General features: G+C 67.5%; 23 protein-coding genes. 6 read left to right on the top strand and 17 right to left on the bottom strand.

Translation table 11 applies throughout. From position 1 onward, the window contains the following. Window positions 1–31: 31 nt before the first annotated feature. Window positions 32–607, bottom strand: a complete 576-nt coding sequence (locus ABEA50_RS15895; protein ID WP_345496152.1) for a hypothetical protein — start codon at window positions 605–607, stop codon at window positions 32–34. Window positions 608–1,054: 447 nt separating this feature from the next. Between ABEA50_RS15895 and lexA the strand changes: the two genes are divergently transcribed. Beyond that, window positions 1,055–1,777, top strand: coding sequence for a transcriptional repressor LexA (gene lexA / locus ABEA50_RS15900; RefSeq protein ID WP_345496153.1), 723 nt, complete (start codon window positions 1,055–1,057; stop codon window positions 1,775–1,777). Window positions 1,778–1,849: 72 nt separating this feature from the next. Here the strand turns inward: lexA and ABEA50_RS15905 are convergent, their stop codons facing one another. The 6 genes from ABEA50_RS15905 to ABEA50_RS15930 all read right to left on the bottom strand — a co-directional run bounded on the left by ABEA50_RS15905 (window position 1,850) and on the right by ABEA50_RS15930 (window position 8,556). Then, window positions 1,850–2,995 (bottom strand): acyl-CoA dehydrogenase family protein, encoded by a 1,146-nt coding sequence (locus tag ABEA50_RS15905; RefSeq protein WP_345496154.1) that lies wholly within the window; start codon window positions 2,993–2,995, stop codon window positions 1,850–1,852. Window positions 2,996–3,383: 388 nt separating this feature from the next. After that, on the bottom strand, window positions 3,384–4,793 hold the full coding sequence (hflX, locus tag ABEA50_RS15910; RefSeq protein ID WP_345496591.1) for a GTPase HflX: 1,410 nt from the start codon (window positions 4,791–4,793) through the stop codon (window positions 3,384–3,386). A 247-nt stretch (window positions 4,794–5,040) separates the two neighbouring features. Then, complete coding sequence (gene dapF / locus ABEA50_RS15915; protein ID WP_345496592.1) at window positions 5,041–5,931, bottom strand: diaminopimelate epimerase; 891 nt, start codon at window positions 5,929–5,931, stop codon at window positions 5,041–5,043. Window positions 5,932–5,993: 62 nt separating this feature from the next. Beyond that, window positions 5,994–6,830 (bottom strand): TrmH family RNA methyltransferase, encoded by an 837-nt coding sequence (locus tag ABEA50_RS15920; RefSeq protein ID WP_345496155.1) that lies wholly within the window; start codon window positions 6,828–6,830, stop codon window positions 5,994–5,996. After that, window positions 6,827–7,795 (bottom strand): tRNA (adenosine(37)-N6)-dimethylallyltransferase MiaA, encoded by a 969-nt coding sequence (gene miaA / locus ABEA50_RS15925; RefSeq protein ID WP_345496156.1) that lies wholly within the window; start codon window positions 7,793–7,795, stop codon window positions 6,827–6,829. The genes ABEA50_RS15920 and miaA overlap by 4 nt, the downstream gene beginning before the upstream one ends. Beyond that, complete coding sequence (locus tag ABEA50_RS15930; protein ID WP_345496157.1) at window positions 7,792–8,556, bottom strand: class III extradiol ring-cleavage dioxygenase family protein; 765 nt, start codon at window positions 8,554–8,556, stop codon at window positions 7,792–7,794. The genes miaA and ABEA50_RS15930 overlap by 4 nt, the downstream gene beginning before the upstream one ends. Before the next feature lie 273 nt (window positions 8,557–8,829). Here ABEA50_RS15930 and ABEA50_RS15935 point away from each other — a divergent pair, with 273 nt between their 5' ends. Then, window positions 8,830–10,203: a DUF349 domain-containing protein gene (locus ABEA50_RS15935; protein WP_345496158.1), complete on the top strand. Its 1,374-nt coding sequence runs from the start codon at window positions 8,830–8,832 to the stop codon at window positions 10,201–10,203. 33 nt (window positions 10,204–10,236) lie between these two features. Here the strand turns inward: ABEA50_RS15935 and ABEA50_RS15940 are convergent, their stop codons facing one another. Together ABEA50_RS15940 and miaB are read right to left on the bottom strand one after the other, a co-directional pair. Next, window positions 10,237–10,851, bottom strand: coding sequence for an Rv2732c family membrane protein (locus ABEA50_RS15940; RefSeq protein ID WP_345496593.1), 615 nt, complete (start codon window positions 10,849–10,851; stop codon window positions 10,237–10,239). 227 nt (window positions 10,852–11,078) lie between these two features. Continuing rightward, window positions 11,079–12,626: a tRNA (N6-isopentenyl adenosine(37)-C2)-methylthiotransferase MiaB gene (gene miaB / locus ABEA50_RS15945; protein ID WP_345496594.1), complete on the bottom strand. Its 1,548-nt coding sequence runs from the start codon at window positions 12,624–12,626 to the stop codon at window positions 11,079–11,081. A 306-nt stretch (window positions 12,627–12,932) separates the two neighbouring features. On the opposite strand from miaB, the gene ABEA50_RS15950 reads away from it, so the two are divergent. The 4 genes from ABEA50_RS15950 to ABEA50_RS15965 all read left to right on the top strand — a co-directional run bounded on the left by ABEA50_RS15950 (window position 12,933) and on the right by ABEA50_RS15965 (window position 16,278). Further along, entirely contained in the window at window positions 12,933–13,661 is a 729-nt protein-coding gene (locus ABEA50_RS15950; protein WP_345496595.1) for an amino acid ABC transporter ATP-binding protein, read from the top strand. Window positions 13,662–13,740: 79 nt separating this feature from the next. After that, window positions 13,741–14,577, top strand: coding sequence for a glutamate ABC transporter substrate-binding protein (locus ABEA50_RS15955; RefSeq protein ID WP_345496160.1), 837 nt, complete (start codon window positions 13,741–13,743; stop codon window positions 14,575–14,577). 121 nt (window positions 14,578–14,698) lie between these two features. Then, on the top strand, window positions 14,699–15,379 hold the full coding sequence (locus ABEA50_RS15960; protein WP_345496161.1) for an amino acid ABC transporter permease: 681 nt from the start codon (window positions 14,699–14,701) through the stop codon (window positions 15,377–15,379). Next, window positions 15,376–16,278: an amino acid ABC transporter permease gene (locus ABEA50_RS15965; protein WP_345496162.1), complete on the top strand. Its 903-nt coding sequence runs from the start codon at window positions 15,376–15,378 to the stop codon at window positions 16,276–16,278. The genes ABEA50_RS15960 and ABEA50_RS15965 overlap by 4 nt, the downstream gene beginning before the upstream one ends. A gap of 318 nt (window positions 16,279–16,596) precedes the next feature. On the opposite strand, the gene ABEA50_RS15970 is transcribed toward ABEA50_RS15965, so the two are convergent. From ABEA50_RS15970 to ABEA50_RS16005, 8 genes are all read right to left on the bottom strand, one after another. Continuing rightward, complete coding sequence (locus ABEA50_RS15970; protein ID WP_345496163.1) at window positions 16,597–16,755, bottom strand: hypothetical protein; 159 nt, start codon at window positions 16,753–16,755, stop codon at window positions 16,597–16,599. 172 nt (window positions 16,756–16,927) lie between these two features. Next, on the bottom strand, window positions 16,928–18,106 hold the full coding sequence (locus ABEA50_RS15975) for a Cmx/CmrA family chloramphenicol efflux MFS transporter (protein WP_345496164.1): 1,179 nt from the start codon (window positions 18,104–18,106) through the stop codon (window positions 16,928–16,930). A 270-nt stretch (window positions 18,107–18,376) separates the two neighbouring features. Further along, window positions 18,377–18,700 carry a hypothetical protein gene (locus tag ABEA50_RS15980; protein WP_345496165.1) on the bottom strand — a complete coding sequence of 108 codons (324 nt, stop codon included), beginning with the start codon at window positions 18,698–18,700 and terminating at the stop codon, window positions 18,377–18,379. 86 nt (window positions 18,701–18,786) lie between these two features. Further along, a complete protein-coding gene (recX, locus tag ABEA50_RS15985) occupies window positions 18,787–19,410 on the bottom strand; it encodes a recombination regulator RecX (RefSeq protein ID WP_425577652.1) in 624 nt (207 codons plus the stop codon). Between the two features lie 199 nt (window positions 19,411–19,609). Continuing rightward, on the bottom strand, window positions 19,610–20,650 hold the full coding sequence (gene recA, locus ABEA50_RS15990; RefSeq protein ID WP_345496166.1) for a recombinase RecA: 1,041 nt from the start codon (window positions 20,648–20,650) through the stop codon (window positions 19,610–19,612). A gap of 188 nt (window positions 20,651–20,838) precedes the next feature. After that, window positions 20,839–21,033 (bottom strand): DUF3046 domain-containing protein, encoded by a 195-nt coding sequence (locus ABEA50_RS15995; RefSeq protein ID WP_345496167.1) that lies wholly within the window; start codon window positions 21,031–21,033, stop codon window positions 20,839–20,841. Window positions 21,034–21,095: 62 nt separating this feature from the next. After that, complete coding sequence (locus ABEA50_RS16000) at window positions 21,096–22,256, bottom strand: glycosyltransferase (protein ID WP_345496168.1); 1,161 nt, start codon at window positions 22,254–22,256, stop codon at window positions 21,096–21,098. Window positions 22,257–22,367: 111 nt separating this feature from the next. Further along, window positions 22,368–22,541: a hypothetical protein gene (locus tag ABEA50_RS16005; RefSeq protein WP_345496169.1), complete on the bottom strand. Its 174-nt coding sequence runs from the start codon at window positions 22,539–22,541 to the stop codon at window positions 22,368–22,370. Window positions 22,542–22,656: the final 115 nt, after the last annotated feature.

Here is a 22,656-nt window from a genome sequence, read left to right on the forward strand (position 1 = left end):
TCGCCGAGACGACCCCGCTCGGTGCCGTCGGTCAACGCGAGGAACCGGTGACGACACCCTGTGCCGCGCCGTCGCTCTGCACGACCGACGGCGCCGACGAGGACGAACCCGCGTCCCAGCTGCCCGCTCGCGCGTGTGCGAGCAGAATCATGCCGACCACTACCAGGGCGGTGAGCAACGCGGTGACCGCCAGCGTGGCGAAGCCGACCCGCGCCTGCTCCACCCTGCGCATCGGGTCCTCGACCGGGCGGCGCCGGTCGACGACCCGATCCACGACGGACTCCCGCGCGATCGGGGAAAACCTTGGGGCCCGGTCGTATCCGATCACCGCTGCCCGTGGCCGTGCGGTGCCCGGCCGCCGATCCACGGCGGCACGGCAGACCACCTCCGCGGCGCGCGGACGCGCGACGCTGCGACGCGCGCGGTCGACGCGGGGAATCGTGTCGAATCCCAGATCGGCGTGCGCGCCGGACTCCACCTCGACATCGGCCGCGACCGCGACCGCCGCACGCGCGTCGGAGGCGACGAGCAACGCCGGGTGGGCGGCTGGCACACCGGGCAGCGGTGCCGTGCGGGTCTCGGTGGTCTCGGCGGTCACAGTGCTCATCGGACAAACCTCCGTGGGTCGGTACCTCGTCGTGGTGGTGTCGCGTCGCCGGTCGGGTCGAACCGGACTCTTCTGCCGAATCCAGCTGCGCCGAGCCGCTTTTCACGTACTCCGGCGCCAGCGTTCGATCGCGGTGTTCCCGATGCGATCTCCGACACGGACGTGCTGATGCCACCCGGCCGGCGCGGTGCGAAAAACCCGCTCGGATCACCCTCGTTCGACTGCAATGTTCGCTCTTCATTCGATCACATGTTCGACGTACGTATGTTCGATTTCTACCACGCGGCACCGACAATGTCAGCACCAACGCGCGACATACGTCGAACAGATGTTTGATACCTGGGCCGGGTCCGGCTAGATTCGAGAGACCATGCCGGACAGACCGGACGCCACGCGCCGAACGAATACCGGCGGGGCACAATCGAGTACACGGGAAGGGCGGATGCGGTGAGCCACACCAGCGAGGCGGAGGGCGAGAGCGGAGGCGGCGCCGAATCATCGGCCGGAGCGGATCTCACCGTGCGTCAGCGCAGTGTGTTGGAGGTCATCCGCACCTCGGTCAGCGAACGCGGGTACCCCCCGAGCATCAGGGAGATCGGTGACGCCGTCGGGTTGACGTCCACGTCATCGGTCGCCCACCAGTTACGCACCTTGGAGCGCAAGGGATTTCTCCGACGCGACCCCAATCGTCCACGCGCAGTGGATGTTCGCGGCTTGGACGAGGGTGTTCGGGCGGTCACCAGCCTGTCCGGCGCCGCCGAATCCGAGACCGGCGCACTGGACGCCGCGCATCCGACACCGACGTTCGTCCCCGTCCTCGGTCGGATTGCCGCCGGTGGGCCGATCCTCGCCGAGCAGGCCGTCGAGGACGTTTTCCCGCTGCCGCGCGAGTTGGTCGGCGACGGTTCACTGTTCCTGCTTAAGGTCGTCGGGCAGTCCATGGTCGACGCGGCGATCTGCGACGGCGACTGGGTGGTGGTCCGGCAGCAGAACGTCGCGGACAACGGCGAGATCGTCGCCGCGATGATCGACGGCGAGGCCACCGTGAAGACGTTCAAACGGACCGGCAAGGACGTGTGGCTGATGCCGCACAACCCCGTCTTCGAACCCATCCCCGGCAACAATGCCCAGATCCTCGGCAAGGTTGTCACCGTCATTCGTAAGGTCTGAGACCACGCAACACCGTCGGCCACACGATAATTCGTGTGGCCGACGGTGTTGCGCGCGAGTCGCGTGCGAACTTCAGGTGAGCTTCAAGCTGCGCCCGATGATCTCCTTCATGATCTCGGTCGTGCCACCGTAGATCGTCTGTACGCGGGCATCCATGTAGGCCTTCGCGATCGGGTATTCCTTCATGTAGCCGTACCCGCCGTGCAGTTGCAGGCACCGATCGATGAGGGCGAGTTGCTCCTCGGTGCTCCACCACTTGGCCATCGCCGCGTCCTCGACCGAGAGCTTGCCCGCGTTCAGGTCCTCGATGAACCGGTCGACCAACACGCGCACGGCGGTGGTCTTGGTGGCCAACTCGGCCAGCACGAAGCGGGTGTTCTGGAAGGCGCCGATCGGCTTTCCGAACGCCTTGCGGTCACGAACGTACTGCACGGTCATGTCCAGGCACGCCTCCATGGCGGCGGCCGCCATCACGGCGATCGAGAGCCGTTCCTGGGGCAGGTTGTTCATCAGGTGGATGAAGCCCATGCCCTCGGTGCCGAGCAGGTTCTTGCCAGGCACCCGAACATCGGTGAAGCTCAACTCCGCGGTGTCCTGCGCCTTGAGGCCGAGCTTGTCCAGGTTGCGGCCACGCTCGAAGCCTGGCATCCCGCGCTCGACCACCAGCAGGCTGAACCCCATCGCACCCTTCTCGGGGTCGGTCTGCGCGACCACGATGACGATGTCGGAATTGATGCCGTTGGTGATGAAGGTCTTGGCGCCGTTGAGGATCCAGTCGTCACCGTCGCGCACCGCCCTGGTCTTGATGCCCTGGAGATCGGAGCCGGTCCCCGGTTCGGTCATCGCGATCGCGGTGATGATCTCGCCGGAACAGAAGCCGGGCAGCCACCGCTGCTTCTGCTCGTCATTGGCGAGTTCCAGCAGGTACGGGGCGATCACGTCGTTGTGCAGCGCGAAACCCAGACCCGAGTACTGACCGCGGACGGCCTCTTCCGCGACGATGGCGTTGTAGCGAAAGTCCTTGACCCCACCGCCACCGAACTCCTCCGGCATGGCGGTGCCGAGGAAGCCCTGCTTACCGGCCTCCAGCCAAACCTCACGGTCGACCGCGCCCTGCTCTTCCCAGCGCGCGTGGTGCGGCGCGACATGCTGATCGAGAAACTTTCGGAACGACTCCCGAAACAAATCGTGTTCGGGCTCGAACAGTGTGCGCTCCACGCCAACCTCCTAGTGACCACACCGGCCGGTCCACACCGACCGTCGTTGTCACATACCGTACCCGGAACGAGAATCTGTGTTCACTTCACGTCGGAAACTATTCGTCTCACCTGGACAATGCTGATTTACTGGAGAAGCACAACGAGATTCGCGACAAACGCGGGAGGCTCGGGTGTGCCGCATCCTCCGCTCACCGACCCGGGCGGGTGCGACGGCCCAAAGCGGCAAAACCAACCAACCGGCGGGCACGACCTCACACGCGCGACACGTGCAGCCAGCTGAGCCCCGCGCGCGAAAGTGCGCCTGTGCTGCCAGCGGATCCGGCACACAGCGCAACGGTTCCCCGCGCACGCGGCGACGAGCGCTCAGGGGATCTCGATCCCGCCGGTTACCCCGCGTGCGCGAATTCCGACAATGCCGCGGCCAGCGCGTGCGGCACTCGCGCGCGCACCCTGGTGCCGGTCTCCTCGTGTTCGGAGGAGAGGATCCGGCCGTCGGCGTGAACGCGGGCCAGCAGGTCGCCACGGGTGTAGGGCAGCAATACGCTCACCTCCACATCGAGGCCACCGAGGATTTCGGCGATCCTGGCACGCAGATCCTCGATGCCGATCCCAGCGTGCGCCGACACGAACGCCGCGTCCGACAAGAGGCCGTGCAGCCGGGTACCGGTTTCCGCGTCCACGGCATCGATCTTGTTGACCACCAACAGTTCCGGTGGCGCCGGGTTACCCGACTCCTTGATCACGTCGGTGATCACCTCACGGACCGCCTTGATCTGTTCCAGCGGCAACGGGTCGGCGCCGTCGACGACGTGCAGCAGCAGGTCGGCGCCGGTCACCTCCTCCAGGGTGGAGCGGAACGCCTCGATCAGCTGGGTGGGCAGGTGTCGCACGAAACCGACGGTGTCGGTGAACACGACCTCGCGGCCGTCGTCCAGCTCGGCCCTGCGGGTGGTCGGATCCAGGGTGGCGAACAGCGCGTCCTGCACCAGCAGACCGGCACCGGTCAACACGTTCATCAGACTGGACTTACCCGCGTTGGTATAGCCGACGATCGCGACCGAGGGCACGCCGCTGGTGGTGCGCCGCGCCCGCTTGGTGTCGCGCGCGGTCTTCATCTCTCGAATCTCGCGGCGCAGCTTGGCCATACGCTCACGAATACGCCGACGGTCGGTCTCGATCTTGGTCTCACCGGGACCACGCAGACCCACACCACCGTTGCTGCCCGCACGACCACCGGCCTGGCGGGACATCGACTCACCCCAGCCGCGCAGCCGGGGCAACATGTATTCCATCTGCGCGAGCGCGACCTGCGCCTTGCCCTCACGCGAGGTGGCGTGCTGGGCGAAGATGTCGAGGATCAGCGCGGTCCTGTCGATCACCTTCACCTTCACCACCTTCTCCAGCGCGGTGAGCTGGGCGGGGGTGAGTTCACCGTCGCAGATCACGGTGTCGGCGCCGGTCTCGAGCACCACGGCCCGCAACTCCTCGGCCTTGCCGGAACCGATGTAGGTGGCCGGGTCGGGGCGCTCTCTGCGCTGGATCAACCCCTCCAGCACTTCCGAGCCCGCGGTCTCGGCGAGGGCGGCGAGTTCGGTCATGCTGGCCTCCGCGCGTGCCGCGCTTCCCGCGGTCCACACCCCGACCAGGACGACTCGTTCGAGTCGCAGTTGCCGGTATTCGACCTCGGTGATGTCGGTGAGCTCGGTCGACAGCCCGGCGACGCGGCGAAGGGATGTGCGCTCGTCGAGTTGCATCTCGCCGACGGTCGGCTCGGGCGTCCAGCCCGTGCGCCGCATTCTGGCGGCGTGCTCGGCGAGCACGTCGCCACCGCGCTCGTCGACGGTGTTGTCGAGGTCGTCTCCGGTGCCGGTCTCGTCGAAGCGACCGGTGTCGCCGGAATCGTCGTCGGCGGCAGCGGGCGTGAATTCAAACGTCTTGGATTTCGTCATACACCATCCATGGTCCCACGTCGGAGCGCCAATGCGCACTCCCATTTATTCGACGCCCCGGCCTCGCGCGACGGCCGTGGCGTGCACGCGTACGTCAGAGGCGCTGCCACCAGTCCTCGGTGAAACGACCCGAAGCCACCAAAACCGAGGGGCCACGCAACCACGCCGACCCTTCGGCAATACGCACGGTGACCTCGCCACCGAGCACGCGCACCCGCACCTCGCCGCTGTCGGCCCCGAGACGAAACCCGTCCGACACCAGCGCCGCCGCCGCAGCCGCGACGGTTCCCGTTCCGCACGAGCGGGTTTCGCCGACGCCCCGCTCGTACACCCGCATATCGACCGACCGATCCGCCCCGAGTGGCGTCACGATCTCGACGTTGACCCCGTTCGGAAACATGTCGGGGTCGTGGCCGGGCGGCACCGTCAGGTCGAGCTTGGCCAACCCCGCCAACCCTGCTGTCGACAGGTCCTTGTCGACACACGCCAGATGCGGATTGCCGACATCGATCCCGATCCCCGACAGCGCCCAGCCGCCGATCGTCGCCGTCGACTCCCCCAGTTCACGCACCACACCCATCCCTACGGTCACTTCGCCACGCACCGCGTCCGCGGCGTGCACCGTCACCGGACGCGCACCCGCCCTGCTGCCGACCACGTAGCTCTCGCGCGGCTCCGTCCCCGAGGCCGCCAGATAGTGGGCGAACACCCGCACGCCGTTGCCGCACATCTCGGCGACCGAACCGTCGGCGTTGCGGTAGTCCATGAACCAGTCCTCGTCGGCCACGCCTTCCGGCAACCCGTCGAGCACACCGGCCGCACGTAGCCGCCCGGCGCGGGCCACCCGCAGGACGCCGTCGGCGCCGATGCCACGGCGTCGATCACACAGCGCGGCCACTCGTTCGGCGGTGAGAGCCAACCGGACGTCCAGGTCGGGCAGCACCACGAAATCGTTCTCGGTGCCGTGACCTTTGGCGAACTCGATATCGGGCACGGATAGGTTCTCCCTCGTTGTCTGCTCCCCCGGTGTCTTCTCCCCCGGCGTTGTCACTGGGCAAACGTCCTGCGCTGCCGAGAAATTTCGAACAAAGCGACCGCTGCCGCCGAGGGCGCACCCAGCGAACTGGCGCTGCCACCCATCGGAATGTGCACCATATCGTCGCAGGTCTGCTGCCAGGCCGCGCTCATGCCGCTGGTCTCGTTGCCGATCACCAGAACCGTGGCCTCGGTGAAGTCGAAGTCGTATGCCGCGCGCGGGCCGTTCTCGTCGGTCCCGACGATCCTGGTCGGAATGCCACGGGCGGTCTGCCGGTCCCGGAACTCGCGCACCTGGGCTGGTCCTGCCGCACGCAAGACCGGCATCGCGAACAACGACCCGGTCGAGGCGCGCACCGCGCGCGGGTCGTACTGATCGGCGCCGTGCCCGGTAACGATCACGCCGCTGGCGCCGAACGCGTCGGCCGAGCGGATCAGCGTGCCGAGATTGCCCGGCGAATTCGGCCGGTCGAATACCACGACCACCGGCGCGTCTTCCCCGGGTTCACCCGGCTCGAAGGTCTCGAGCGAATCCTGGCGTGCCACTGCGACGGCCACCAATTCCGGTATGTTGCTTGCCTTTTCACCGAGTTCGGCGATCAGCTCCGGCACCAGACCCACCTGCTCGATATCGCTGGAGTCCAGCAACTCACGCGCCCACCCCGACAGCTCCGGCGTTCCGAGGCGATACAGCAAGGTCTCCAACGGCCAATCGTTGGCGATGGCCTGGGTGATCGGGCGCACGCCCTGCACGAGGAAGCGCCCGTCGCGATGACGCTTGGTCCGGTTGTTCAAATACGCCTGCCACACCTGAACCGAGGCATTGCGGGTGCTGACACGTCTTGTCACTGCGTAGTCCGTCTCCGTCGCGCGAGATCGTCGCTCGCCTGGTCGATTTGTCGTCCGCCACGGCGCGCCACTGCCTCGCACACCGCGCCCACCCGGTCGGGCGCGGCACCGTCCACCCAGTGCACGCGCGGATCGCGGCGAAACCACGAGCGTTGCCGTCGCACATACCGACGGGTGCCGATCAGGGTGCGTTCACGCGCGTGGTCCAGGTCGTATTCGTTGTCCAGGTGGGCGAGGACCTGTGCGTATCCGATCGCGCGCCGCGCCGTGACGCCCGCGCGCAGTCCCGCATCGACCAGCCGATGGACCTCCTCGACCAAACCCTGATCGAACATCAGCTCGGTGCGCTGCTCGATTCGCGCATCCAACTCGGTCGTCTCGCGGTCCACCCCGACGATGACGGTGTCCCAGCGCGGAGTCCCGATTCGCGGCGCGGAGGCGGCGAACGGCTTCCCGGTCAGCTCGACAACCTCCAGCGCACGGACCATCCTGCGGCCGTCGGTCGGCAGAATCGTCGCCGCGGCGACCGGATCGACCGCACGCAGCGCGCCATGCACTGCCGCTACCCCGCCTTCGGCGAGCACAGCCTCCCACCGCGCTCGGATCGCCGGATCGGTGGCGGGGAACTCCCACTGGTCCAGCAGCGCTTGGACATACATCATCGAGCCGCCGACGATGATCGGCATCCGACCGCGCGCCATGATCGCCGCCACGTCCTCGGCGGCCGACGCCTGATATCGCGCCACGGTCGCGGTCTCGGTGACGTCGAGTACGTCGATCTCGTGGTGCGGAATGCCGCGGCGTTCCGCGACGGTGAGCTTGGCAGTGCCGATGTTCATTCCTCGATACAGCTGCATCGCGTCGATGTTCACGATCTCGCCGTCGAAACGCTCGGCGAGATCGAGGCCGAGCTCCGATTTCCCGGTAGCGGTCGGGCCGACCACCGCGATCGGCGTAGTACTCACGCCGCACCCGCACTCGCACCCGCACCCGACGGTCGCCACAGCCCGACGTGATAACCCACACCGAACGGCGCGCCCCGATACAGCGTCTCGACCGTGGGATCGGTGTCGAACAGTCCGGCGAGCACCTGATGGGCGGCGCGACCGGAAACCATCACCTCGGCGCACAGACCGGGATCGAGCGCACCGACAGCGGCGAGGTCCCCTGCGCCGAGCGCCTGATCCAATGTGTCCTGGACCGCGCTGGCCCGCTCGTCCAGGTAGCCGGGGGCCGAGGCGGACAGCGTCGCCGCACCGTCGGCGACGACCAGCACCCCGGTGGCGCCCGAATCCTCGTCGAGCCGCGCGCGCAGTCGAGCGCCGTGCTCGCCACACCGCGCCGCCGACGCATCGTGGGCGACGATGCTGGCCCACGCGTTCCCCGACGGTGCGACCTGCCCGCGCAACCACGCCCCGATCAGCACCGACAACGGCAGCCCGGGGTCCGCCGCGCGTACATCGGACACCGCCTCGGCACTCAGCCCCACCCGCAGGTCGACGCCGAAGCCGCGAAACGTGCCGACCGTCTCGGATCCGAACTCCCCCTCGGCCCGGTCGGCGCCCACCACGACCCACCGATCCGCCACCGCGGCAAGCGATTTCGCCGCACTCAGTACGGCCTCGCGCAGGTCGGACAGCTCGACGTCCCTCGGATGTCGCGCACCGCCACCGAGCTCGGGCACCAGGATCGGGGCGGCGGGAACCAGGGCGGCAATCGAGAACACCGGTTAACGGTAGCCGTCGAGCAGCTACCGGTACGCACCACGGGTACCGGGCCTGTTCGAGTGTCTCTGCCGCGATCTGGTCGGGGATTGATAGTCTTCGCCCCAGTGACGACCCAGGTCAGCGGTGGTCGCGGTCTTCGGATCAGTTCCGTGGAATGGCATCACTGGATGATCGATATAGGCTCGAACCGGGAGTGAACGGCAGCGAGCTGTTGAATGGAACGAGCTGAGGCGAAACCAGGCAGCCGTGGCGCGCGGCAGGGACGAGGAGCAATGACCGAAAGCAACGGAATCGCGAAAGCCAGCCCAGGCAAGATGCCGCGCTCGTCCGGCGCTCCGAAACCGGGAGGCACCGCCGCGCCGAAACCACACGCGGTCAAGCCGGCGCCGGGTCCCGCACAGCAGCACCCGCATCCCGTGGTCGTGCCCGCCACCAGCGATCCCAGCAAGTGGGGCCGCGTCGATGACGACGGCACCGCCTGGGTGCGCACCGCCGAGGGCGAACGCCAGATCGGCTCCTGGCAGGCGGGCGACGCCGCCGAGGGCCTTGCCCACTTCGGCCGCCGCTTCGACGACCTGGCCACCGAGGTCGGGTTGCTCGAGGCCAGGCTGGCCGCGGGCGCCGACGCGCGCAAGACCAAGGCTGCCGCGAACGCGCTGGCCGAGTCGCTGCCCACCGCCGCCGTCATCGGTGACATCGACGGGCTCGCCCGCCGACTGAGCGCCATCGCCGAGCATTCCGAGGAGGCCGCCGCACAGGCCAAGGAGGAAAAGGACCGCGAGCGGCACGAGCAGACCGCGCGCAAGGAAGCGTTGTGCGCGGAAGCCGAGCAGATCGCCGCGGAGTCCACCCAGTGGAAAGCGGCCGGTGACCGGTTGCGCGAGATCCTCGATGAATGGAAGTCGATTCGCGGCGTAGACCGCAAGGTCGACGACGCGCTGTGGCGGCGGTACTCCAAGGCTCGCGAGGCGTTCAACCGGCGTCGCGGCGCGCACTTCGCCGAGCTCGACCGGGAAAGGGCGTCGGCCAAGACGCGCAAGGAAGAGCTCTGTGCGCGCGCGGAGGAGCTGTCGAACTCCACGGATTGGGCGGGCACCGCGGCCGTGTTCCGCGAATTGCTTACCGAGTGGAAGGCCGCGGGTCGGGCGCCGCGCGAGGCCGACGAGGCGTTGTGGCGTCGGTTCAAGAGCGCGCAGGACGTGTTCTTCGCCGCGCGCAATGCCGTCGCCTCCGAACGCGATGCCGAGTTCGAGCAGAATGCCGTCGCCAAGGACGAGCTGCTGCGCACCTACCAGGACATCGACCCTGCCACCGATCTGGACGGCGCGCGTGCGGCGTTGCGTGAGCTCGAGGCCAAATGGGATGCCATCGGCAAGGTGCCGCGCGAACGCATGCAGGAGCTGGAAGGCAAGCTGCGTGCCATCGAGAAGAAGGTGCGCGAGGCCGTCGACACGCAGTGGCGGCGGACCGACCCGGAGGCGGTCGCCCGTGCGGCGCAGTTCCGGGAGCGGGTGGCGCAGTTCGAGGAACAGGCCGCCAAGGCCGAAGCGGCAGGCAAGACGCGCGACGCGCAGAAGGCGTTGGAGCAGGCCACGCAGTGGCGGGAATGGGCGGAGACCGCGGAGGGCGCGGTCAGCAACCTCTGACGCACCGACCGCCGATTCGCCTGTGCGAGCGGCTTATTCGCCCGTAAGGCGGCGGCGGTCGCGTTCTTCCGCGGCGACGGCCGCATCGCGGCGCTGCGCTTCGGCCGCCAACTGGACCGCGGTGCGGCTCCACACCACGCGAACCCAGTGGAACGTGAGCACCATCGCCGCGAGTGCGCCGAGAATCAGCCCGATTCCCGGCCCAGCACCCTGGTAGTTGCCGAGGCCGGGGGTCTGCCGGTGCCAGATCGAGAAGACGCCGAACGCGCCGGTGATCGCGGTTCCGGCGACGGCGATCCAGGCCAGCACCCAGCGCCTGGTGGTCAGCGCCAGCGTGGAGAAGCCGATGCCGAACACCACGAGGAACCAGACGAACACGCGCGAGGGCAGCCCGATGTGTTCGAAGCGGGCGGCGTCGCTGTTCACCAGCACGTCGAACCCGCGCGCCGCGCCCGCGTGCGGCAGTACCAACGACAGCAGCAGCACGAAGACCGCGCCCGCGACGACCAGTGCGCGCATTCCTGGATCGATCTCCCCGGCCACCCGGCGCTCGACTGCGTCGAGATCGCCGCGGAATTGCTCGAACTCGCGGTCGGCGGGCTCATCGCCTCGGCTGCTGGTGTTGTCGCTGCTCTCGACCGAGCTCACCTGGCCCTCGTTTCGTCCGGCGGATGTGTCGTCGGTGCCCACTGTGCCACTGTCGGGTTCCGCGCCCGCGACCGACCCACTACGTTCGGTAGTAGTTTCCTCGTCCGACTCGCGCTCGCCAGCCGATCGCCGCGTTCGCTCCGGTGCGTCGAAGCGTGTCCCCTCGCCCGAGGACGGGTTCTCCCTGTCCGGTTCGTCACCGGGCCGAACGTCGCCGCCTTCGTCGCTCATGTGTCGCAGCCGACCGGGCAACCCGAGACAGCCACCGGCTCCGGCTGCGGCGCCCCGATCCTCGGGATACCCAGACCAACGCCGATGGGCTCGGTCTTCGGGGTGGTGCCACGCTCGTGCGCGTCACCGGCGCGGGTGCGGCGATGAGTCTTCACCGGCGAGTCGGCGATCAGGTGGTGCGGGGCGGCGGCGGTCAGATCGACGGTGACGATGTCGCCGGGTCGGATCCGCTGCTCGGTCCCTTCGGGCCGGAAGTGCACGAGTCGGCCGTCGCGGGCACGGCCGGTCATTCGCGCGGTGGCCGCGTTCTTCCTGCCCGCCTCGCCGACCAGCAATTCGACCTCGGTGCCGACCAATTCGCGGTTGGCGGCCAACGAGATCTGCTCCTGCAACGCGGTCAGTCGGTCGTAGCGTTCCTGCACCACGGCCTTGGGCACCTGGTTGTCCAGCTCCGCCGCGGGTGTACCGGGTCGCTTGGAGTACTGGAAGGTGTAGGCGCTGGTGAAACGCGCCCGCCGGACCACATCGAGGGTTTCCTCGAAGTCTTCCTCGGTCTCACCGGGGAAGCCGACGATGATGTCGGTGGTGATCGCCGCGTGCGGCATGGCGGCGCGCACCTTCTCGATGATCCCGAGGTAGCGCGCCTTGCGGTAGGAGCGCCGCATCGCCTTGAGCACCTTGTCGGAACCCGATTGCAGCGGCATGTGCAACTGCGGGCAGACCGTCGGGGTCTGTGCCATCGCCTCGATCACGTCGTCGGTGAACTCCGCGGGGTGTGGGGAGGTGAACCGTACGCGCTCGAGCCCGTCGATGCGCCCGGTCGCGGCCAACAGTTTGGCGAACGCACCACGGTCACGCGGCTCGTTCGGGTCGGCGAAGGACGCGCCGTAGGCGTTGACGTTCTGACCGAGCAGCGTCACCTCGACCACACCTTGATCCACGAGCGCCTGCACCTCGGCGAGCACGTCGCCGGGACGGCGGTCGACCTCTTTGCCACGCAGTGCGGGCACGATGCAGAACGTGCAGGTGTTGTTGCAGCCGACCGAGATGGAAACCCAACCGGCATAAGCTGATTCGCGCTTGGCCGGGAGCGAGGAGGGGAACGCCTCCAGCGACTCCAGGATCTCCACCTGGGCTTCGGCATTATGCCTGGCGCGTTCGAGCAACACCGGCAACGATCCGATGTTGTGCGTACCGAACACCACGTCCACCCACGGCGCCTTGCGCACCACGGTGTCGCGATCCTTCTGCGCGAGGCAGCCGCCGACCGCGATCTGCATGCCGGGGCGCTGCGCCTTGGTCGGCGCGAGGTGTCCGAGCGTGCCGTAGAGCTTGTTGTCGGCGTTCTCCCTGACCGCGCAGGTATTGAAAACGACGAGGTCGGCTGTGGCGCCCGGCACCGCTCGCACGTACCCAGCGTCTTCGAGCAGGCCGGACAGCCGCTCGGAATCGTGCACGTTCATCTGGCAGCCGAAGGTGCGCACCTCATAGCTGCGCGCCGACTCGGCGTCTTCGGTCCGCGTCGGCGACTCTGCGGGGAGCAGAGTGGTTGAGCTTGCTACCGGTCCGATCGAATCCACTGGTCCAGGGTAAGGGTGGCGCCGAGAGCGGCTGCGCGCGGTCTTGCCACGAGCGTGGTCGCGACCGATTTTCCGGCGCTGTCTCGTAAAGGCGAATACGGCGAGACGTCAAAGTTACGACGGCGTGTCGTATCGGCGCGGCGAGACGGCGTGTCGCCGAAACCGGGGCAAAACGGCATTTTCCGCTTAAGGTCTTGGACCATGACCGACGACGCCGCCGCGCCCGCCTCCTCCGCGGACGCTTCGACCGGGGGCACCAGCAGTGCGCCGATGATCTCGATGCGCAATGTGGACAAGCACTTCGGGGAACTACATGTACTGCGCGATATCAATCTCGAAGTCCCCCGAGGACAGGTCGTGATCGTGCTCGGCCCCTCGGGGTCGGGAAAATCGACGCTGTGCCGCACCATCAATCGTTTGGAACCGATCGACTCCGGCGCCATCGCCATCGACGGCGTGCCACTGCCCGCGGAGGGCCGCGCGCTGGCCGCGCTGCGCGCCGACGTCGGCATGGTGTTCCAATCGTTCAACCTCTTCGCGCACAAGACGATTCTGGAAAACGTCATGCTCGCGCCGATGAAGGTCCGGCGAACCAAGAAGGACGCGGCACGCAAGCACGCGATGGAGCTGCTCGACCGCGTCGGCATCGGCAACCAGGCCGACAAGTACCCCGCACAGCTGTCGGGTGGACAGCAGCAGCGTGTCGCGATCGCCCGTGCGCTGGCGATGAACCCGAAGGTGATGCTGTTCGACGAGCCCACCTCCGCCTTGGACCCCGAAATGGTTCAGGAGGTGCTCGACGTGATGGTGTCGCTGGCCAAGGAGGGCATGACCATGGTGGTGGTCACCCACGAGATGGGCTTCGCGCGCAGGGCGGGCGACCGCGTGCTGTTCATGGCCGACGGCCTGGTGGTGGAAGACAGTGAGCCGGAAGCGTTCTTCACCGCACCCGAATCCGACCGTGCCAAGGATTTTCTCGGAAAGATCTTGAGCCACTGATGAATACGGCTTGCGGCCAACCCGCCGGGGGCAGCCGTGAGGCGAGAAGGCAAGACCCATGAGAGGGAGAAGGAACTCGATGAGGATCAACCGCGCTCTGCGCCTGGGTATCGGGGCGATCGCCCTGACACTCGCCACCGCCACCGCCACCGCGTGTGGCGGCGGCTCCGACAACTCCGCACTGGACAACGCCAAGGGCGGCAAACTCACCATCGGCATCAAGTTCGACCAGCCGGGTGTGGGATTGCGCGACAAGGACGGCACCTACAGTGGTTTCGACGTCGAGATCGCCAGGTACGTCGCGGAAAAGCTGGGCGTACAGCCCGACGGCATCACGTTCAAGGAGGCACCCTCCGGGCAGCGCGAGACCTTGATCGAGAACGGCCAGGTCGACTACATCGTCGCCAGCTACACGATCAACGACGCACGCAAGCAGAAGGTCGACTTCGCCGGGCCGTATTACGTTGCGGGACAGTCGCTGCTGGTGCGCTCGGACAACACCGACATCAACGGTCCCGACGACCTGAAGGGCAAGAAGGTCTGCTCGGTGAAGGGTTCGACCCCCGCGCAGAACATCGAGAAGTCCTACCCGGACACCCAATTGCAGACCAACGACACCTACTCGCTGTGCCTCGAGGGCCTGCGCGCGGGCTCGTGGGACGCGCTGACCACCGACGACACCATCCTCGCCGGTTATGCGGCACAGAGCAACGGCGCACTCAAGGTGGTCGGTAAGAAGTTCACCGAGGAGCCCTACGGTATCGGTCTGAAGAAGGGCGACCAGGAGCTGCGCGACAAGGTGAACGACGCGATCGAGGCCATGATCGCCGACGGTTCGTGGCAGAAGGCGTTCGACAAGACCCTCGGAGTATCGGGCTACCAGGCGCCGGAGGCACCGAAGGTCGACCGGTACTGATCGAGATTTCGCGGTTCGTTCGCGCGGGCGCCCGTCCCACCGGATCGGGTGCCCGCGTGGCGATTTCCCTACCCACCCCACCCTGTGAACATCGAAACCCGATCGGAGGGACGCGCACGCCGTGTTCGACCTGATCTCGAGGTATGACACTCAAATCCTCGAAGCCTTCTGGGTGACCATCAAGCTGTCCGTGCTCTCGGCTATCGGCGCACTCGTTCTCGGCACCATCGTCGCCGGGTTGCGGGTATCGCCGGTGCCGGTCGCTCGCTGGGTCGGCGCGGCTTACGTCACCATTTTCCGCAATACTCCGCTCACGCTGATCATCGTGTTCATGTCGCTGGGCCTGTACACCACCATGGGCTGGCGACTGGCCGGTGAGGGACCTGACTCGTTGGAGCAGAACAACTTCCGGTTCGCCGTCATCGGCCTGAGTATCTACACCGCGGCGTTCGTCTGCGAGTCGCTGCGCGCGGGCATCAACACCGTGCCGCTCGGACAATCCGAGGCGGGACGTTCGCTCGGCCTGGGCTTTCTACAAAATCTGCGACTCATCGTGCTGCCGCAGGCCTTTCGTTCGGTGATCGCCCCGCTGGGCAGCGTGCTGATCGCACTGACGAAGAATTCGACGATCGCCTCGGCCATCGGCGTCGCCGAGGCGGCAACCCTGATGGCGAACATGGTCGAGTCCGAGGCAGCCCTCCTTGCCATCGGCGCGGTCTTCGCGCTCGGCTTCGTGATCCTGACCCTGCCGACGGGCCTGTTCTTCGGCTGGCTCGCCAAACGATACGAGGTGGCCCGATGAGCGCCGGTGCTTCGGTTCTGTTCGATGCGCCCGGCCCACGGGCGCGGATTCGCAACCATTTCCTGTCGGTGGTGGTGATCGTCGTCGTCCTGGCCGCGGGCTGGGTGCTGTACCGAGGCTTCGCCGATAAGGGCCAGTTCACGGCCGACAAGTGGAAGCCGTTCATCGAGGCCGAGGTCTGGGAGACCTATCTGCTGCCCGGTTTACGCGGGACGCTGGTCGCTTCGGCGCTGTCGATCGTGTTCGCATTGATCATCGGCATGATCTTCGGCATCCTGCGATTGTCGGAGCACCGTCTGGTGCGCTGGGTCGCGGGCGCCATCGTGGAATTCGCCCGCGCGGTGCCCGTGCTGGTGCTGATGATCTTCCTGTTCCAGATCTTCTCCGAGTACAAAGTATTCAAGATCGATTCGCTCGCGCTGGGCGCCGTTGTCACCGCGCTGACGATCTACAACGGCTCGGTGATCGCCGAGATCGTGCGGGCGGGCATCAAGTCGCTGCCGAAGGGACAGACCGAGGCGGCCGTCGCGCTGGGTATGCGTAAGACCCAGCTCATGCGACTGATCCTGCTGCCGCAGGCGATCACCGCCATGCTGCCCGCGCTGATCTCGCAGATGGTTGTCGCGCTGAAGGATTCGGCGCTCGGCTACCAGATCACCTACGTCGAGATCGTGCGCTCCGGCCAACAATTGGGTGCCGCCGAGCAGAACACCATCCCGACCCTGTTGGTGATCGCCGTCATCATGATCGCCCTCAACAGCGCGCTCACGTTCGCGGCTACCCGGATCGAACGTCGTCTGCGCTCGCGCAAGAGCGGTAAGGGCGGCGGCACCGTGGTCGGGGCGGATTCGGTGCTCACCGACGCGGCACCGGGCGTCGATATCGGCAAGCGGCCGTAAAGGAGTCGAATCGGGTCGACCGGTCGCGCGTGCGACGCGGCCGACCCGATTCGTCGCTGATCGATTTCGGCGACAGACACTGCGCCGGGCAGTGCCTGGCAATGGCTCACCGGCACGCCCGCCCTCGCCGACGAACCAGCGTTTGGGCGACTCGGCCAGATCTCGACAACACCCCACCGGTGCCCACAATTGTTTTCGCACAAGGCTTCGTCGATGACGCGGCGGGTCTCGCGAGCACGATCGGCCTCGGTCCGGACCGAATCGCGCGCACCACAATTGGACCCGCGACGGACTGGGCACCGGGGCCAACGACGCGCACTACCAACGCCGATCAGGCATCGCGCAGTCGCGCAGTTCGGGCAGTTCGGGCAGTTCGGGCAGCTCGGGCAGCTCGGGCAGCTCGGGCAGCTCGGGCAGCTCGGGCAGCTCGGGCAGCTCGGGCAGCTCGGGCAGCTCGGGCAGCGTAGCCGCGCGCACAGTACAAACCGCACGACACCCACCGACAACCGCAGACACTCCCCTACTCGCAGCGGCGAGTTCGCTGCTCGCAACGGACACCGCCCGCGGAGCCGACCAGTTTTACCTCAGCCGGTCGACGTGCTACTCCGAGACAACGACGCGCGCTGCGCGAAACGGGTGATCGTGTGCGTTATCGCACCCGCTCTGCGGCAACCGTCGTGCGAGCGCGTCCCGCCACGGGTGTGAGGGCGAGAGCGATCGCCGTCAGCGCGACGGCCACCCACAGGGGAGCGAGCGTCCCCAGCCCCAGCGTGAATGCGACCGCACCGAGAACAGGCCCCGCTGCGGCTCCGATGTTCAGCGCGGCAGTCGCGTACGAACCGCCCATCGTCGGCGCACCCGAGGCGGCGTAGAGGACGCGGGTGATCAGGGTGCTGCCGACACCGAACGACAGCGTGCCCTGCACGAGAACCAGAACGCCGAACAGCACGGGGTACGACGCGACCAGGGCCATGCCCACCCACCCCGCGAGCAGTAGCGGACCACCGACGCCTAGGACGAGGCCGGGCCGCCGGTCCGACAGTCGCCCGGCGATCGTGACGCCGAGGAACGACCCGGCGCCGAACATCACCAGTACCAGCGGGATCCATTGTTCAGTAAGACCCGCGGTCTCGGTCACGACAGGTGCCAGGAAGGTGAATGCCGCGAAGGTGGCGCCATTGACCAGTGCGCCGAGGGCCATCGCAAGGCGGAGCCGGGGCGAGCCCAGCTCGCCCAGTTCGGTGCGGAGCTTCGGCGAGAGTGCGGCAGACATAGCCCGACCCGGCTGGTTCACGACACCGCGCAGGACACCGAACGCTGCGGGAACGCAGAGAAGGGCGATCGCGGAGAAGGTCGTGCGCCATCCCATCGCGGTACCGAGCAACGCACCCGCCGGAACGCCCGCGACAGTCGCGATTGTCGTGCCGGACAGGAGAATCGACACCGCACGCCCCTTCCGGTTCTCGGACACGAGGGTGGTCGCGGTACTCAGCGCTACGGCGAGGAAGCCCGCATTGGCGAGCGCGCTGAGCACTCGGGTGGCGAGCAGGAGCGCGAACATCGGGGTTATCGCCCCGATGACGTGGCACCCCGCGAACACGACCAGACAGACGATCAACGTGCGCCGGGGTGGCCAGCGCCGAGCGAACGCCGCCATCAGCGGAGCGCCGACGACCATTCCGACAGCGAAGGCGGAGGTCAGTAGACCGGCCGTGCCGAGGGTGACGTCCAGGTCAGTCGCGATCGAGGGAAGTAGTCCTGCGAGCATGAATTCCGAAGTGCCCATGACGAAGACCGCGAGGGCAAGCAGGTAGAGAGCGAAAGGCATCGAGTACTCCGAGGTGAGAGATCCAGAAGGGCTTCTTCTCGTCACCACGGCCAGCGGCCCCGGGTATCACGGAACGCGCCCACGCAGAATGCGGGCGCGCGTGCTCAGCGGTTCAGGGGGCTGACAGCGTGACCGACAGCCCCTGACCTGTCCGATTCAGGACTCGACATGCCCCGAACTCTACGCGGCGGCTCGGGGGCGGACAGACCACCCCGCCCACACACGATCCCCTTGCGCGCAGCGCAGATCGACGTCACCCGTCTCGTCCGGCTACGACGCCGAGCCCGAGATGTGCCGCAGAGTCCGAGCTGCGGCCGCGCGCGAGACCCCGATCCGCAGCGGGAACTGCGCATCCTCGATCGCCCTCGGACCGTGCAGCACCTCGTTCAGCGCGTCGACGACCGCGAATACGTCATCGGCGCCCAGGATGTACTGGTCAGCGGCGATCCACTCGTCCGACTGCCCGGTCCATCCGTCCGGCGGCACACGGTAGCGGCCCGCGCGCGGACAGTCGGTGCACGCCCCACGCATCCTGGCGGCAGGCCCAGCCAACGTGACCGCGTCCTCGATGGTTCCGACAGTGGCTCCACGCACCAATCGCCGTAGTCCTGAACCCGATCGATCGAACTGGCGGCAACCTACCGCGCGAATCACTCCCGCACCGGGCCGGGAGAGAGCGCCTAGTCGAGCGGGTCGACGGGGTCGTCGGTGTCGGCGCCCAGGGCGGCTAGTTCGCGCTTGACGACCGTGTAGGCGATCGACTGCGGGTAACCGCGGCGCGCGAGCATGCCGACCAGGCGGCGGATCGCCTTGTCGCGCTCGAGGTTTCGCGGCATGGTGCGGAGTTTGCGGACGACCAACTCGGTGGCGCGGGATTCCTCGTCGTCATCGCTGATCGTGGCGAGCGCTTCCGCGGCGTCTTCCTGGTCGACGCCCTTACGCCGAAGTTCCTGCGCGAGTGCCTGTTTCCCCTTGCCGGAGAATGAGTGCCGGGACCGCACCCACTGTTCGGCGAACGCGGCGTCGTCGATCAGGTCGACCTCGGCGAGCCGGTCGAGCACGCCCTCGGTGAGTTCTGGTGCGAAACCCTTCTCGGCCATGCGTTGCGCGAGTTCAGCTCTGCTCCGCGCACGGACGGCGAGCAGGCGAAGGCACGCGTCCCTCGCCTGCTCTGCCGTACCGCCGGGCCCGGCCGCCACCGGGCCCGCCCCACGACTCGCGCCGGGGTCCGCTCCCCTGCCTCGGCGCCGGGAACCGGTCGGACGCGTCCGCTGCGGATCGGACACGTCCGACCGGGTTCCCATGGTGTCCAGGGCAGCCGAACCACCTGCCGCCCGGACTCGTTCTGTGCCCCGCCGAGTCGCCTCGGCGGGATCGCCCTGCCGACCGGAGTCGGACAGAAGTTCCTGCAACCTGCGCCGCATCTCCGACACCACGTCGGGCTGTGCCCCTGTTTCGGGTACGGCCGACGGTGACCGAGGTGGGCGTGCGTCGTCCATAGGCTCAGAAGTCCGCGGGGACCTCGGCCGCCTCCGCGGTCACGTCCGCGCCGATGCCGAGCTTCTCCTTGATCTTCTTCTCCACCTCGTCGCGCACATCGGTGTTCTCCAGGAGGAACTTGCGGGCGTTCTCCTTGCCCTGCCCCAGCTGGTCGCCTTCATAGGTGTACCAGGAGCCGGACTTACGGATGAAGCCGTGCTCGACACCCATATCGATGAGCGAGCCTTCCTTGGAGATGCCGTGGCCGTAGAGAATGTCGAATTCCGCCTGCTTGAACGGCGGGGAGACCTTGTTCTTGACGACCTTCACCCTGGTGCGGTTACCGACCGCGTCGGTGCCGTCCTTGAGGGTCTCGATGCGGCGCACATCCAGGCGAACCGAGGCGTAGAACTTCAACGCCTTACCGCCCGTGGTGGTCTCCGGCGAGCCGAACATGACGCCGATCTTCTCGCGCAGCTGGTTGATGAAGATCGCGGTGGTACCCGAGTTGTTGATCGCACTGGTCATCTTGCGCAGCGCCTGGCTCATCAGCCTGGCCTGCAGACCGACGTGGCTGTCGCCCATCTCGCCCTCGATCTCCGCACGCGGCACCAGCGCGGCGACGGAGTCGACGACGATGATGTCGATGGCGCCGGAACGCACCAGCATGTCGGCGATTTCGAGCGCCTGCTCACCGGTGTCGGGCTGGGAAACGAGCAGCGCGTCGGTGTCGACACCCAACTTGCGCGCGTAATCCGGGTCCAGAGCATGCTCGGCGTCGATGAACGCCGCGACGCCGCCCGCAGCCTGCGCGTTGGCCACCGCGTGCAGCGCGACGGTGGTTTTACCCGAGGACTCGGGGCCGTAGATCTCGACGACGCGACCGCGAGGCAGGCCACCGATGCCGAGCGCGACATCCAGGGCGATCGAACCGGTGGGGATCACCGCGATGGGCTGGCGCGATTCCTCGCCGAGCCGCATGACAGCGCCCTTGCCGTAGCTCTTCTCCACCTGGGCCAAGGCCAGTTCGAGGGCCTTGTCGCGGTCGTACGCCTGTGGTGCCATGTGCTGATCCCCTTTTCGACGGGTGAGTCTCGTGCTGTAGTTGGCGCCCACACTAGAGGGCGGCACCGACAAGTTCTGCGCCTCAGATTAGCCGAACAGATGTTCGAGTCAAGCGACGCGCCCGACAGACGGTCGCCGGATAAAGCGGCATTGACAACCCCTCGGCCCGGCACGATATGCGCGCAGCGCTACCAGCGTGCCTTCGGCACATCGAACTCCGTGCACAACGCACGCCACACGTCTCTAGGATCGGCACCCGATTCGATGGCGTCCGCCCCGGTTCGTCCACCGAGCGCGGGAATCACGTGGTCGGCCAGCAGAGTATCGCCACGAGCCACGCCGAACTCGGTATGCAACAACTCCTGAAATTCGGTCATTCGCACCGGGCCCAACATACCCGCATCGCTGTGACCGGTCGGACCGGCCGTGCACCCCGACCAATCTCTCACGCGTGCGCGGACGCGACGACCTTGTGGCAGATCTCGATCGGGTCGGCTACCTCGGTGGCCGTGGCGGCGGCTTCGGCGGCCGCGGCGGCGAAGCCGGGGTCGGCGAGAATCTCGCGCACCGCCGACCGCACGGCCTCGACTGCGAGCGGCCGAACGAGTATCGAACTACCTTGGCGTACCACGCGATTGGCGAGCTCCCACTGATCGCCACCCCCCGGGACGGTGACAACAGGGACCCCTGCCGACAACGACTTCGCCAACAAACCGTGCCCGCCGCCGCCGATCACGAGCGCGGCGTGCGTCAACAGCTCGTCCTGCCGACCGAGCCCCGCGGTGGCCCACCCGGGCAGCTCACCGGGCGGGCTGTCGAGCATCGAGATCGCCACGCGCACACCGGCTCCGGCAAGAGCCTCCAGTACGGTCTCGACCATATCCGCCACCCCGGTGTGTGCGGTGGACGGCGCCACCACCACCAAGGGTGCGTCGCCGGGCGGCGGCCGCAGGATCGCGTCGGTGGGTTCCCAGAACAACGGCCCGATGACATGCGCGTGGTCGGGCCAGTCCGGACGCGGTACTTCGAGCGCGGGCAGGGTCGCGATCAGCCGGGCCGCCGGTCCAGGATCGGGCACCGGCAGATCGACCCCCTGCCTGGCACGCTCGCGCTGCTGTAGACCGTGTCGGATATCTCGGGCGGTCATGGTGCGCAACAACCCGTCGCGCATTCGGCCACGCAACCCTACGCCGGGCGCGAGCCCACTACCGATGGGCGGCAACGCCTTCGACGGCAGATACAGCGGATGCGGCGAGAGCTCGACCCAGGGAACGCCGAGCCGCTCCGCCGCCATCCCCCCACCTGCGGTGAGCACATCCGAGACCACCAGTTCGGGCAGCATCGCGCTCAGGTCGGGCAGGATCTCGGTGGAGATATGCGCGGCGCGCTCGTGGATGCGGGTGCCCGCGTCGGTCTCGTCGTCGCTCGGGCGCGGAGCGAGGCCCTTGAGTCTGCGCACGCTGATTCCGACACCGCGCGCCGCCTCGAGCCAGCGTGAACCGGTGAACAACACCGGTTCGTCGCCCGCCGCGCGCAATCGCAGGCATAGCGCGATAGCGGGAAAAGCATGTCCCGGATCGGGTCCCGCCACAACCGCTACTCGCATGCGCCTAGCCTGCCACACCCGTTCACCCGTCGGCGGTCACCGCCCACCCGCGCCACCTCGACCGATCCGGGTGCTCCGCGTAGTCGACGGCACCGATACCCACCGCCCCGGCTACAGCTTGGTGACGGTGGAGTTGTCCGAGCCCGACACCGCCTTGTACAGCAAGTACAGCCCGAAGACGATCGCGCTGATCACCAGAATGGGAAACAGCCCCTTGATCAACGCGCCGATGATGGCCAGCGCGATCCACACGACCGCGACGACTCCGATGATCTTCCACACCATGACATTCCTCCATGACCTCGTGTTCTCGTCCTTCGAGCATGACACCAGATCCATCGAGAATCACCAGGTGAGAACCGATACCCGGGTGAAGATCAGGGTTCACCCTGACCCGATC

The organism is Nocardia callitridis (genome assembly GCF_039543305.1).
Classification (GTDB): domain Bacteria; phylum Actinomycetota; class Actinomycetes; order Mycobacteriales; family Mycobacteriaceae; genus Nocardia; species Nocardia callitridis.

Excerpts from the sequence above, each read along its gene's own strand:
- ABEA50_RS15895 (WP_345496152.1), bottom strand. The coding sequence starts at position 607 with ATGAGCACTGTGACCGCCGAGACCACCGAGACCCGCACGGCACCGCTG.
- hflX (WP_345496591.1), bottom strand. The coding sequence starts at position 4,793 with ATGCGGCGCACGGGCTGGACGCCCGAGCCGACCGTCGGCGAGATGCAA.
- ABEA50_RS15935 (WP_345496158.1), top strand. The coding sequence starts at position 8,830 with ATGACCGAAAGCAACGGAATCGCGAAAGCCAGCCCAGGCAAGATGCCG.
- ABEA50_RS15950 (WP_345496595.1), top strand. The coding sequence starts at position 12,933 with ATGATCTCGATGCGCAATGTGGACAAGCACTTCGGGGAACTACATGTA.
- ABEA50_RS15955 (WP_345496160.1), top strand. The coding sequence starts at position 13,741 with ATGAGGATCAACCGCGCTCTGCGCCTGGGTATCGGGGCGATCGCCCTG.
- ABEA50_RS15965 (WP_345496162.1), top strand. The coding sequence starts at position 15,376 with ATGAGCGCCGGTGCTTCGGTTCTGTTCGATGCGCCCGGCCCACGGGCG.
- ABEA50_RS15975 (WP_345496164.1), bottom strand. The coding sequence starts at position 18,106 with ATGCCTTTCGCTCTCTACCTGCTTGCCCTCGCGGTCTTCGTCATGGGC.
- recX (WP_425577652.1), bottom strand. The coding sequence starts at position 19,410 with ATGGGAACCCGGTCGGACGTGTCCGATCCGCAGCGGACGCGTCCGACC.
- recA (WP_345496166.1), bottom strand. The coding sequence starts at position 20,650 with ATGGCACCACAGGCGTACGACCGCGACAAGGCCCTCGAACTGGCCTTG.
- ABEA50_RS16000 (WP_345496168.1), bottom strand. The coding sequence starts at position 22,256 with ATGCGAGTAGCGGTTGTGGCGGGACCCGATCCGGGACATGCTTTTCCC.
- ABEA50_RS16005 (WP_345496169.1), bottom strand. The coding sequence starts at position 22,541 with ATGGTGTGGAAGATCATCGGAGTCGTCGCGGTCGTGTGGATCGCGCTG.